This is a genomic window from Pseudoalteromonas citrea (assembly GCF_000238375.3).
Lineage (GTDB): Bacteria > Pseudomonadota > Gammaproteobacteria > Enterobacterales > Alteromonadaceae > Pseudoalteromonas > Pseudoalteromonas citrea.
This window is the reverse complement of sequence record NZ_AHBZ03000021.1, coordinates 421079-435426: the sequence shown is the minus strand read 5'-3', so window position 1 is coordinate 435426 and position 14348 is coordinate 421079. Positions and strand designations below refer to the sequence as shown.

The window sequence follows — 14348 nt, the reverse complement described above, 5'->3', positions numbered from 1 at the left end:
GCGATGAATGCATTGGAGTTATTGTATAAAGTAAATGATTTACAGATGCTGCTTTGGGTTGAATCGGGCGATAAGTTAAAGTTTAAACTACGTCAGCCATTAGAAGATAAAACCTATTGGTTTGATTTAATAAAAGCCAATAAACAAGCGCTAATTGATATTTTGCTACAAGCAGGCATTGAACAAGAGCCCAGAGCTTTACCCCAGATATATCGGTGTGGCGATACAATCAAGCCCATGTCTTATGCCCAGCAGCGGCTGTGGTTTATTGAGCAGTTAGAGCAGGGCAGTAACGCCTATACCATTCCGTTGTGTTTGTATGTGCCACACTTTGATGCGGCGTGTTTTGAACGGGCAATAACCTACTTAGTTACTCGTCACTCGGTGCTCAACAGTGTCTTTGTGCAGCATAATAGCAATGCTCAGCAGCAGGTGCTTAGGTGTGCTTCAGTGTCGCTAATACACCATGAAACTAACACACAATCAGTGACGGCATTACTTGGTGACGATATTCAGCATATTTTTAACTTAACCGATGAGCCACCGGTGAGAATAAGTCATTATCATATTAGCGACGCGGTTGCCTCTGAACAAAATGTGGTCCTGATCAATATTCATCATATTGCCTTTGATGGCTGGAGTGCTGGCGTATTTCTCGCAGAGCTTAAACAGGTGTATGAAGCGCAGTTACAAGGCCAGTCAATTGATTTACCCACTCTACGCTTTGAGTATGCAGATTACGCTTATTGGCAGAACCATCAAAAAGACAGTGCCCAGTGGCAAAAGCAAATTACCTTTTGGCGTTCACACCTAGCGGGCGCAGAAACGCTTAACCTACCGCTTGATAAGCCGCGACCTGAAAAAGCCAGTTATGCTGGAAAGAATATACCGTTCGAGCTATCGCTCGCCGACAGTGCAGCGCTGAGCAAACTGGCACAAGCGCATGGCGCAAGCCTTTACAGTTTATTGTTATCAAGCTTTGTTATGCTGTTGAGTAAGCTGGCGAATCAAACGGATATAGTAACCGGATCAGTGGTTGCCAATCGTGAGATTGAAGGCACCGAGTCGCTGGTTGGCTTTTTTACAAATACCCAAGCTACTCGCCATGATGTAGACCCTAGCATTAGCTGCAGCGAGTTAGTAAAACAAACCCATGCACATGTGATTGATGCGCTAAAACATCAAGAATTGCCTTTTGATGTGGTGGTTGATGCGCTGGACTTAGATCGCACGCTCAATATGCACCCGCTGTTTCAAGTATTGTTTTGTTTTGATAAAGCCGATGAAGCAGACACAACACAATTTGTACCTTATCCACTAGCTGAACAATATCAGGTCGCAAAATACGACCTTTCTCTGTACTTAACTGACTCTAATGGTGTGTTAAGTGGTTATTTTAATTACGCGAGCGCCCTGTTTGATGATGAGACGGTGCAGCGTATTGTTGCGCGGTATCAGCGCGTTTTAGCTCATTACATTAATGATATGTCGCACACTGTGTCACAGGTTGATGTGGTACTCGAAGAAGAGCGGGCATTTTTACACCAGCATGGCTGTGACACCTATAAAGCATTGCCGGAGCACACAGTAACCGCATTATTTACCGAAGCAGCGGCGGCATCCCCCGCGCACTGTGCGCTTAAATATAAACAACAGCAGATGAGCTATCAGGCGTTGGATGAATATACGAACCAGCTTGCGCATTGGATAACACATCATGTTGATGAGCCAAGAAAGAGCGTGTTTGCACTGGTGATGGAACGCTCATTAGAAATGATCCCCGCTATATTAGCGATTCATAAAGTTGGTGCTGCGTACGTGCCTATTGACCCTGCGCTTCCTAAAGCGCGAAAAGCGTTCATCTTAGCAGATACGCAAGCACAGATGATTTTGAGCTTACAGTATGAAAAGCTGGCACTGTTAGATGAATTACCCGAGTTAGACCCTAACAACGTGGTGGCGATAAATAGCCTGTATATTTTAGATCAGCTTAAAGCGCCCGTAGCTTGCGATAACGCCTTACAAGATTTGGCGTACTTAATCTATACATCGGGCACAACGGGTCAGCCTAAGGGCGTGATGCTCTCTCATCTGTCGTTACTTAATCGCATTGATTGGATGCAAAGCACGTATCCGCTCACACCCAGTGATATTGTGTTGCAAAAAACGCCTTATAATTTTGATGTATCGGTATGGGAGCTTATTTGGGCGCATTGTTATGGGGCAAGTGTAGTGATGGCTCCCCCAAACGTGCATAAAGACCCGCAGCGTTTATATCAATTGATTGAACAAGAAGGTGTTTCTGTGGTGCATTTTGTGCCTTCTATGTTTAATTTGTTTTTACAAGATATACAACAGCGTGGGTTAAGCATACCTAAAAGCTTACGTTACATATTTACTTCGGGCGAAGCCTTGGCGCTGCCGCAAGTTGAATTGTTTAATGCCTTAAACCACCATCAGTTGGGAGGTTGCCAATTACATAATTTATATGGCCCAACTGAAACAGCCATCGACTCAACGTATTACCCATGCGCTGCAGTAAAACAGAGCGTACCCATTGGTAAGCCTATTCAAAACACCTTAGTGTATGCACTTGATGATCAGCAGCGTCAGGTGCCAATTGGCACTGAAGGAGAACTGTATATTGCAGGTACAGGCGTGGCAAAAGGGTATTTAAATCGTGATGAGTTGACGCAAGCTCGGTTTTTAGCCAATCCTTTTTTTGACCCAAGCTGTGATATTATGGGTGCCAATCGCATGTATAAAACCGGCGATAAGGTTAAGTTTAATCGCGAGGGTGAACTCCTGTATTTAGGGCGCAGTGACTTTCAAATTAAATTGCACGGCTTGCGTATAGAGTTAACAGAAATTGAAGTACAGCTTTGCCAACACCCGCAAGTTTTACAGGCCCTGGTAAACGTAGTTGAGCGTGGTAATGATCAGGTGCTGGTGGGCTATTATGTGGCAAAAGAGCCAATCAGCGATGGGCAACTAGAACGTACGCTGGAACAAAACTTACCCGATTACATGGTGCCAAAAGTGTTTGTACACTTAGCGCAATTCCCGTTATCTGCTAACGGAAAATTAGATCGAAAAGCGCTTAAACCACCAACATTTGCATCTGATAACTATCAAGCACCTCAGTCAGAGCAAGAAATTCTTGTTGCACAAATTTGGGCCGCAGCGCTTAAATTAGAGCGAGTCGGGGTGCACGATGACTTTTTTAAATTAGGCGGCAATTCAATTTTGGCGATTTCGCTTTGCCAAAGTATGTCTCAAAAATTAGAGCGACAGATCTCCTTGGCACTGTTGTTTAAAGCTAAAACCATCTCAGCGGTGTTAGCACAGTGCGGCACGGGGGCGCGACGTCGTATTGCTGTGCGCCAGCAACCCCATGCTAATTTATCATTTTCTCAGCAGCGATTGTGGTTTGTTCACGAATACGAACAGGGCACTCATGCGTTTAATATACCGCTATTACTGAAGCTTACAGAATGTCATGTGCCGAGTTTAGAAGTGGCGCTCAAGGCCATTGTTAATCGTCATCAAATACTGCGCAGCATTGTTAAAAGCGCAGATGACGAACAGGTTCAAGTGGTGTTACCTGAAGCACACTTTGAGCTTGAACATGTGAGGCTGAGTAAAGATGGTTTTGAAAGCAGGGTGCATCAAGATATTAATCACATTTTTGATTTAGCACGTGACTTACCGATACGAGCGATATGTTACTCAGTGGCGGGTAACTCAGAGAAAACCACCTACCTGTTAATTAACTTTCACCATATTGCATTTGATGGGTGGAGTACCGGGATCTTTTATCAAGAATTGTTAGCTTATTATGAGCAAGCGAAACAGCAAAAACCACTGACGCTAGAGGCGTTACCCATTCAATATGGTGACTTTGCGCAGTGGCAGCGACAGTTTTTAGGATCCGATGAATTTCAACGACAGAGAGACTATTGGTCAGAAAAACTCGCCGGCTATGAAACGTTGAGACTGCCCACCAAAGGCAGCAGGCCAGCTAAATTTCAATATCAGGGTGATAATATTGTTACTACACTAGACCCTGATTTATCGGATCAATTAACGCATTTCGCGCAGCAGCAGGGATGTAGCTTATTTAGTGTGATGTTGACGGTATTCAATGTGTTACTGAGTAAGTACTCAGGGCAAAGTGATATTGTTGTTGGCACGCCAATGGCGAACCGGCATCACCCTGATGTGATGCAGCTGATTGGTTTGTTTGTGAATACCGTGCCGCTGCGAACCCAGGTTAATGGCACAGCATCTTTGTTTGACCTTTTGGCCCAAGTGACACATACGGTAGAGCAAGCACAACACAATCAAGATGTGCCATTTGAACAAATTGTAGATGATTTGTCTGTCCCAAGAGACAGTTCACGGCACCCGATTTATCAGGTGATGTTTTCGATTGATGAGTTTTCTGAGCAAGAGACTGCACATGCGCAGATTGGCCTTGAGCAAGTTGATTTATCACCGTACTACCATGTTGCAAAACAAGATATGTCGTTATATGTCAGTCGCAACGCGCAGCAACTGACATTGGCTATGAACTGGGCCACGGCCTTGTTTAGTAAGGCCAGTATTGAACAATTTTTATCGCATTACCAAGAACTACTATCGAGCATGACGGCTTACCCGCAGCAGCGGTTGGCTGATTTTACGTTGCTTAGCACCCATCAACAGCACCAGCTTATTTATGATTTGAACAAAACCGACAGCGCCTCAAAGCCCAGCACGTTTGTCCATGAGTTTGACGCAATCGCAGCAGCCAAACCATATAGCATTGCAGCAACATATAATGGCCAATCATTGACTTACCAACAATTGGCTGAGTCGGCATCGTATTTTGCGCACACTTTGCGTCAGGTACATCAGGTCGAACGCGGTGAACTGATTTTGGTGAGAATGACGCGCAGTTTAGACTTGCTCGTAGCCATTCTCGGCATATTAAAAGCCGGTGCTGCCTATGTGCCGGTAGGGGTTGATTACCCTCAAGCGCGACAAGCGTTTATTGCCCAAGACACGCAAGCACGCGTGATCTGTGTTGATGCACACAACAATGATGTCGAAGATGACGAACGTGCATTGCCGTTACGGTATGTTGCGGTGAATCAAGAGCCACTCGCTGAGAGCTTTGCTCCCTATTGTGATTATCATGTAGCTCCTTCAGATTTGGCGTATGTTATTTATACATCAGGTACCACGGGTCAACCAAAAGGGGTCATGATTGAGCATGGCGCTTTTGTTGATTTTTTAACGCACTTTGAAGTGCAGAACGCATGCCCGAATATCCTGTCTTTAACGACCTTCACCTTTGATATTTTTGGCTTAGAGTACGGTATGCCATTGTTACGGGGCGGCACAGTCACACTCTGCCAGTTAGATTTGACGGTTAATCGTTTAAAAACTGACACCACGTTAACCATGATCCAGCAAACACCGTCAGTGTTTAGAACGTTATTACCCATGCTAACAGGGCTGACATTTCCTCATATTACCTGCTTGGTAGGCGGTGAAGCACTCGACATGGATTTACTGTCAAAGCTACAAGCCACGTTTGGCCGCGTTATTAATGTCTATGGTCCGACTGAAACGGTGATCTGGAGCTGCGCGTATGATTGCACAAACAGCAGTAACGCCGCCGTGATTGGCCGACCACTTGCGAACGAAAAGTGCTATTTATTAGATGAAAATCTGCAACCAGTACCCAAAGGCGTCGTTGGAGAATTATTCATTGGTGGAGCAGGGCTTGCCCGAGGGTATTTAAATCGCTCAGAATTAACAGACCAACGATTTATACATAACCCGTTTGCGAGCAAGGCAGACAGAGACAGAGGGTTTAATCGCTTATACAAAACAGGCGATTTAGCGTTTATGCACGATGACGGCAATATTCAATTTTTAGGCCGCTCTGACTTTCAAGTAAAAATAAATGGCCACCGCGTAGAAACTGCTGAAATTGAAGCACTCATCAGTGAGTTTGCAACAATTTCACAGGTGGTTGTCATGATCTGTAAAGTGAATCAGCAAGATTACTTAACGGCGTATTTTGTTGCCCCTGACACCGTGAATATAGATCAATTACGCCAGCACTTACGCAGTAAATTGCCCGATCATATGATCCCAGCGGCCTTTGTACAAATAGCGCAATTCACCCTCTCTGCCAATGGTAAATTAGATCGAAAAGTACTGCCTATTCCTGAATTTACCGTTTATGAATATGTTGCACCGGTTTCTGATTTGGAGAAACAACTCTGCGCGATTTGGCAAGACGTATTAACCGTGGAGCAAGTCGGTGTAACCGATGACTTTTTCATGCTAGGGGGTAACTCGATCTTAGCCATTCATGTCATCAATAAAGTAAGACAGCAGCTTGATATTGAGGTGTCGATACATGATTTATTTGAGCATAACCATATCCGCTCCTTGATTGAACATGGATTAGGTCGCCAAGCTGTTAAAATCCTACCCGCCAATACGCGCCGTTACCCGCTGTCTTTTGCCCAGCAACGGCTGTGGTTTATAGAACAATTTGATAGCCATTCTGCCGCGTACCAAATCCCAATTTTGTTAAAACTCACTGATGGGGCGGATGATGCGTGTATTGAATTGGCGATCCGCGCCATTTTGATTCGGCATCAAGTGTTAAGAACCTGCATTAAAGAAGACAGCAGCGGGTTTTATCAAGATGTGCAGCCTGAAACCGTGTTCATGCTAAAACGGGTGCTAGTAGAAGGGGAGCCGAGTGAAGCTCAGTTGGCAACCTTATGGCAAGCAGAATTTGACCTAACACGACAAATTCCCCTTCAGGCTTATATTGTTGAAGGCAAAACGTCGACGTATTTACTCATTAATATCCACCATATTGCGTTTGATGGCTGGAGTATTGAATTGTTTATGCACGAGTTAAACCAACACTATTGCCACTTTACATTGGATGAGCGGCTATCAGTGCCCGCGCTGCCAATTCAATATAAAGACTTTGCCGTATGGCAAAGAGCCTATTTAGCTGAAGGAGAATCAGAGCGTCAATTGAGTTATTGGCAAACACAATTGACTGGGCTGCCCACATTACAGCTATTTGCTGATAAGCCCCGGCCGACTCAGTTGAATTTTTCGGGCGCTCATGTCAGTCGAGTATTAGATATTTCAATGAGTAAAAGCTTGATTGATATGGCTAAAGAAAAAGGTGTATCACTCAATACCTTGATGCTGAGCGCTTACTATTTACTGCTTCATAAATATACAGGACAAGCAGATATTGTACTAGGTACGCCTGTAGCAAATAGGCACATTAATGGCATTGATCAGCTGGTGGGGTTTTTCGTTAATACCTTAACGTTACGTGTGCCTATTAATAAGCAAGCACGCTTTGATGAACTCTTAGGCACGGTTGCGCAGGTCAGCAATGCTGCGCAAGACCACCAAGACGTGCCCTTTGAAGCGGTGGTTGAACGATTAAATTTACCGCAAGATGGCAGTCGGCATCCTATTTTTCAATTAATGTTTGCCCAGCAAAATTTTGGGGAGTCGGCTGTTGATGCGCACTGGTACAGACACGAGCAAGCAAAACTTGACCAACCCTTTGCTAAGTATGATTTATCGGTGGTGGTGGCTAACCACCAAGGTAAACTCGTGTGCACAATGAACTATGCAACGGCGCTATTTGATCACGCTAGGATCAGCCAAATGCTTGATCATTACGTGTATATTCTAGAGCAGGTTTTGCACAGTACTGAACAAGCGATAAAAGACTATACGGTGTTAGCGCCTGCGGCAATTCGCACATTGGTGGATGGTTTACCCGCGCTTGCTTACAGCCCTGATCAGCGCTTAGAGCAACAATTTAGTCATTGTGCATCGAAAACCCCTCACGCAAACGCGCTAATCACGCCAGATCACACTCTAAGCTATGCGCAACTTAATGAGCAGGCCAATAAATTAGCGCGCTACATTCGAGCCCATCATAGCTGGCAACAGGCGCAATTAAATAAAGACACTCAGGGTACGCCGCTGGTCGCTGTGCTGATGGAAGGCTGTCATGACCTTTTGTTATCGCAATTGGCCATCTTAAAAGCCGGCGCAGCGTTTGTGCCCATTGACGTAAGAAACCCGCCAGACAGAGTTTCGTATATTTTATCAGACACCCAAAGTTGTTTATTGCTGACGCAACGCCAGCATCGCGATACGCTTACCGATACCGCCGTAGCAGCGGTAATAAGTGTTGATGAGTGTGAGTACAGTCAATTACCGGCACATGAGCTTAACCTTAACTTGTCACCCAGTGACTTGGCTTATGTCATTTATACTTCAGGCACGACTGGGCAGCCCAAGGGCGTGATGATTGAACATAGCCAAATTAATTATACGTTAGCCGAACAAGCTAAAAATTATCAGCTAACAGATGATTCGGTATTTTACATGGGGATCTCGCCAGCATTTGATGCGTCGATTGCCATAATTTACGGCGCGCTGTGTCAGGGCGGGGCGTTATTGTTAACCGAAGGCGTTGATTTTACCTCAGAGCAATTACAGCAAGTCACTCACTTAATAGTGGCAGCGTCGGTGCTAGACAGTCTAGACCCTCAGTATTTTCCGAATTTAAAATGTGTAATTTATGGTGCAGACAAAGCATCAGATGCAGCACTTAACGCATTTTCTTACGCCAACATTTTTGTTGAATATGGCGTCACAGAGTGTGCTATTACTTCAACATATAAAGCCATTAAAAGTGGCGAGCAAGCCTCGATTGGCAAGCCACTGTTGAGCAATCATGTGTATATATTAGATGATGAGCTTAAGCCGTTACCAACGGGGTGTGTGGGTGAAATAGTGATATCAGGGCCGGCTTTGTCCCGCGGCTATTTAAATTTACCACAGCAAACAAATATGAGTTTTATTGGCAACCCGTTGTTTTCATTTTATGAGCAACAAGGCCATGCTAGCGCGTTCGCCAGAGTATATAGAACGGGAGACTTAGGGCGCATCAATAGTGCCGGCAACATCGAGTTTTTTGGCCGACGAGATGGGCAAGTAAAGCTGCGAGGCCAGCGTATTGAGCTGGCAGAAATAAACAAAGCGCTGTGTACACTCGACGCTGTGGTCAATACCTACACTTGTGTGCATCACCATAATGAGACGGAACTGTTGGTAAGCTATTATGTTGCCCCCATGCCAATCAACGAGGCAAATGCCTTTGCACACTTAAAGCAATTATTGCCTGTGTATATGCACCCGTCGGTCTTGGTACATATGGCAGCGATGCCATTAACCTTAAACGGCAAACTCGACGTGGCAAAACTCCCTGAGCCACAGTTATCCATCAGTCAAATTGTGCCAGCGACCACCCCCATGCAGCAGAGCGTAATGGCAGCATGGGTGAGCCTATTGTCGAGCACCTCGTTGAGTATTTTAGATGACTTTTTTATGGTGGGAGGAGACTCCATTTTAAGTATTCAATTAAGTGCAAGGCTTAAGCGTTTGGGGTATCAGTTATCGGTAAAAGACATTTTTACCCACCGCACGATTGCGACGCAAAGCGCCTTGTTAGAACAGCAAGGAAAGCGCGAAGAAATACACGCTGAACAAGGCAACTTAACGGGAACGTTTGCCTTATCAGCCATTCAAAATTGGTTCTTTAACCAATGCGAAATGGGCTATATAAAAGCCCCAAATCATTGGAACCAATCATTCTTGCTGCGTGTGCCAGGCGCAGAAATTGCGCATATTCAAGCATGTATAGATGATGTGGTTCGCCAGCATGACATATTGCGGGTAAGGTTTGAAAAAATAGACTCAGGCGCGATAGTGCAGGTATATAACAGCTCAGCAGAAAACCGAGTTAATCTATTAGATGCTCGGCACATGAGCGACGAAGTATTACACCGTAAACTCACTGAGTGGCAAGCTGAATTTGATATTATACACGGGCCATTGGTGCGCTTTGGCTATATTACGGGCATTGATGATGGCTTTAGTTTACTTTATGTTGCTTGCCATCATTTACTGATAGACGCGGTGTCTTGGCGCATAATAAGTGATGATTTTCAGGCGTGCTTTCAAAATGATCCACTCCCTGAAAAAACGTCAAGTTACCGACAATGGGTTAATAAATGTGAGGATTACAGCACCTGTTACCCGCAAGAAATACGTTATTGGCAGCAAGTGTTAAACTGTTTACCTAACATAAAACAGGCCGCTAAAACCGGCCAGAGCACGGTTGGCACGGGGGAGTTATCAGTTGAGGCCACAACCGCCTTGTTAAAGGTAGCAAATAACGCCGGTTTGGGTCAGGTCCATGAATTATTATTGAGCAGCTTTGCGATTGCACTGTATCAACACTCTGGCCACGTAATGCAAGGCATTTGCTTAGAAGGGCACGGCAGAGAAGCCATTTTTGATGAACTTGACGTAAGCCGCACTGTAGGGTGGTTTACCAGTTACTATCCGGTGTTATTACAGGTGTATGCTCAGCATAATGAAATTGATATAGCACGCACCTGCTTATTTAACAAAGAGTTGCTAGGGCGTATTCCCAATAATGGGGTTGGCTATGCATTGCTTGAGTCAACACTTAATAACACCCACCGTTTACCACAAGTGAGCTTTAATTATTTAGGTCAGTTAAGTAAACAAGCGGATTTACCATGGCAAATTGTGTCGCAGTTTAGTGGCGAAAACAGCCATAGCAGCAATCAATCACCCCACGAATTAGCGTTTAATGGTGCCATAGTGCAAGGTAAATTACAGTTCAGTATTGAATCAAAATTAGACCCACATGTTGGCCAAACATTGGCGGATGGAATATGCCAATGTCTAGCGCAGCTAGTTCAGCAGGTTAACACATCTGACGCACTGCCAATGCATTCACCCATTGATAGCAAAGACTATGTGCCATTTGAAGTGTACAACCCAGAAGCGAGTGATCCGTGGTTTATTTTGCCACCCGCACAAGGGGGCAGTGAAAGTTACCAAAAACACTTAGTCCCTCGCTTGTCGAATACACACTTAGTGCTATTTAATAACTATTTAAATACCACTTCGCGAGAGCTGCATAATATTGACTTTCAGCAGTTAGCAATAAGTCACATTGCTATGATGAAAACACTGCAACCACAGGGGCCCTATCGAGTGATGGGGTGGAGTTTTGGTGGAGTGCTTGCCCTTGAAATCATCAAGCAGTTGGCAGTGATTGGAGAGCAGGTTGAGCAATTGGTATTAGTGGATTGTTACCTAAATTATCAAGCAGCCATCGCGCACTCAGCTAAATTGCAGTCATTGCTAAGCCATCAGCAATTGCAAGACGATATTAACTACCGTTATACGCCCAACTCCCCCAAGTTGGTGTTGCCCGCTAATACCCATTTGTACAAAGCACAGCATAGCTCAGGGCACGATCATGGCGCACTTTTTACTGCGGTTGAACAATATTACCTTGCAACCAATGACAATCATTTATCAGACTATGCGCTAAGCGATACCCTGATCATTGAGCCGATACCGTGCAGCCATTACGAGGTATTTTCAAATGCGGAGGTGGTTAGCAAAATTGCTGCAACCATGAAGTTGCATACCGCAGCGGAATCAACGCCGGCTACCTAGCTGTTTGAGCATCAAGCACGTTACCATAAAGCGTATGCATAACCCTGTTATGACTGCGTTTTATGATACGGCGATGGGTTTTTAACTCGGTAGGGCAGGTTTGACCGTTTATCTGCCGTCATAGTTGCTATCATAAGTCTATAATTGAGCGTTAACCCCTCAGTGACCTCTTTTTCATTTATACATACCCAGTCCCTCAGCGCAGTTCACCTTTTTTAGGAACCATTATGGATAACACCTCCCCACGATCTGCTGTGGCTTATGCTACATCGCAGACGTTAATGACCATTGCGTTTACATTAATCAATACGGGTAAATGCTTTGCGTCAACCAGTGAAATTGTAATTGATAGCATGGCGGTACCCGCTACCAACAATCCATTGACGCAAAATAAGCCCCTGTATAACCGAGCGCAGTATTTTGCCCCCACAGAACAAAGCGTAACAGCGCAGCACAGCGAAACGGTATGGATCAAGTTTTTAGATGTGAGGGTGCCAACGGGTCAATCTGAGGTAAACATAACCACTTTTGCTGGGGGTCATGCGTTAAATACTTGGATAAAAGTGAACCAGTGTGCAGTAAGTGGCGGGGAGCGTATTGCATTGATAAACCCCAACAATAACACCACGCAATGGTTTAGTACGGGCAACGCACAGCATATCGAAGCGCAAATTATTATGACCACCGCCTTTGAAAGCGATGAATTTGATGTGATGCCGTATGTCGACATTATCGGCCATATTGACGATATTGTAGCGACCTTTCCCAAAGGTGTGATGGGGCAAATAAACGCAAATTATGTGCCTGATGGCTCGGGGCAGCGGTTTAATTTGACCCAAAAAGCCCGCGACAAAGGCCCTGAATTTTGTGCTTATAAGCATCGCGAACAATGGCATACCGCAACGTCTGCAATGGCGCTTGATACAGCACAAAGCAGCATTAGCAACGCAGACATTTTGCAGCCAAACAGTGTTGCCCTCTATTTTTACGACGCGATAACGTAGGCGCGGTTTTCAAATATCCCGTAGGCGCGGCTTTATGCCGCGCATGTATTGCTTTATGCAGCGCATGTATTACGCCGCGCATATATTTCCAAAACGATTTTAAAAGCGAGATATAAAATCTCGCCTACCAGCAAGGTGTAAATAACCCCCGTGGGCGCGGCTTTATACCGCGCATGTATTATGCCGCGCCTATATTACGCCGAACACCCATCTTCTTTTTCATTTTCAAAGACGTTTCTTATGCCAACATCTCAATTACTCGACTTATCTAAGTTGCCAGCGCCTGATGTGCTTGAACAGCTTGACGCTGAACATCTCCTCACGACCTTAAAAACAACATTACTCAACAATAACCCTGAGCTTGCCAATGCATTAGCCCTTGAATCAGATCCGCTCACCCAGCTGCTAAACGCCTATGCGTATCAAAGCACATTATTGCGCGCGCGGGTTAACGATGCCGCTAAATCAAGCTTGTTAGCCAGTGCCACTGGGGCCGATTTAGAACACATTGGCGCACGCTACAGTGTCACGCGTTTAGCTGGCGAGGCCGACGAGCGCATGCGCCAACGCATTCAAAAAGCATTTCACAGCTTAAACACCGCAGGTACGCAAGAAAGCTACGAATACCACACCTTGAGCGCCGACCCACGAGTAAAAGATGTATTTGTTACCAGCCCTAGCCCGTCACATATTGTGATCACCATTTTAAGTAATGAAAACCCTAACGGGCTGCCATCTACTGAGTTAATGAGCAAATTAGAAACCACCTTTGGCCTAAAAGCGGGCGATCAAAACTCAGTGTCAGAGGTGTTAAGCGCACAAAAAATACGACCAATTGGTGACCGAGTACAATTATTGCCCGCCAAAACTCGCACCTTTAATTTACACGGCAAAGTTAAGTTAGAGCTGGGGCCGGGTCATGCCCACGTAGAGCAGCAAGTGCGTGACAAAGTCGCCGTTTATTTAAAAGAACGCGCTGGGCTGGGTAAACATATTAAGCGCTCGGCGCTGTTTGCGGTATTGCACCAAGCAGGAGTCGAAGAATTAGAGCTTACTAGCCCCGCGCAAAATATTTTAGTCGCAAGCGATGAAGTCGCACTGTGTGATAACGCCTTAGCGGGGCTTGAGTTTGAGGTGCTGATATGAGCGATGCGATAGATGACAGTGACACCCCATTTCAACCGCTACACCAAGGCAGCGCACTGCAAACTCAGTTACAAACCCTAATTGGCCAAGAGCTAACCACCCTCGAACAAGGTGCTGATGTAGTCGCAACCCTTTGGCAGCCAGCGCATTGCCCGTTAGCGCTATTACCTTGGCTAGCGTGGAGCCAAGGTATAAAAGAATGGGACGAAAGCTGGCCTGAAGCCATTAAGCGCCAATTGGTAGCCGACAGCTATCAGCAGCATCAATATTTAGGGACCCGTTTTGCCATTACCAATGCCTTGGCACACTTTGATATGGGCGCGCAGATCAGCGAATGGTTTGAACACGAGCCCATGTCAGAACCGGGCACTTTTCGGGTTGATGTGTATGTGTCGCACCGAGGCATAGACTTACCGCTCATTAAAGAAACCCGCAAGCTTATTGACCGCGCTAAGCGTAAATCGGTTGACTATAACTTGCATATGAACTTGCAAGCCAAACCCGTGGTTGAACTTAACAGCATTCATTGTAGCTCCTCAATGACCACCATTTATCCTTATACTCATTAAAGAA

The 14348-nt window shown here is 45.3% G+C and carries 4 protein-coding genes; all 4 read left to right on the top strand.

Translation table 11 applies throughout. From position 1 onward, the window contains the following. Positions 1-3: 3 nt before the first annotated feature. The 4 genes from PCIT_RS13685 to PCIT_RS13670 all read left to right on the top strand — a co-directional run bounded on the left by PCIT_RS13685 (position 4) and on the right by PCIT_RS13670 (position 14344). Positions 4-11625: a non-ribosomal peptide synthetase gene (locus PCIT_RS13685; protein ID WP_010367217.1), complete on the top strand. Its 11622-nt coding sequence runs from the start codon at positions 4-6 to the stop codon at positions 11623-11625. 227 nt (positions 11626-11852) lie between these two features. Beyond that, positions 11853-12629 (top strand): hypothetical protein, encoded by a 777-nt coding sequence (locus PCIT_RS13680; protein WP_010367216.1) that lies wholly within the window; start codon positions 11853-11855, stop codon positions 12627-12629. Positions 12630-12869: 240 nt separating this feature from the next. After that, the gene (locus PCIT_RS13675; protein WP_040697337.1) at positions 12870-13775 is read left to right on the top strand and encodes a baseplate assembly protein; all 906 of its coding nucleotides are present in this window, start codon (positions 12870-12872) and stop codon (positions 13773-13775) included. Further along, complete coding sequence (locus tag PCIT_RS13670; protein WP_010367214.1) at positions 13772-14344, top strand: phage tail protein I; 573 nt, start codon at positions 13772-13774, stop codon at positions 14342-14344. Before PCIT_RS13675 ends, PCIT_RS13670 begins: the two co-directional genes overlap by 4 nt. The last annotated feature ends 4 nt before the right edge of the window (positions 14345-14348 follow it).

Bases quoted from the DNA above. Each gene is read 5' to 3' on its own strand.
- PCIT_RS13685 (WP_010367217.1), top strand. From the start codon at position 4: ATGAATGCATTGGAGTTATTGTATAAAGTAAATGATTTACAGATGCTG.
- PCIT_RS13680 (WP_010367216.1), top strand. From the start codon at position 11,853: ATGGATAACACCTCCCCACGATCTGCTGTGGCTTATGCTACATCGCAG.
- PCIT_RS13675 (WP_040697337.1), top strand. From the start codon at position 12,870: ATGCCAACATCTCAATTACTCGACTTATCTAAGTTGCCAGCGCCTGAT.
- PCIT_RS13670 (WP_010367214.1), top strand. From the start codon at position 13,772: ATGAGCGATGCGATAGATGACAGTGACACCCCATTTCAACCGCTACAC.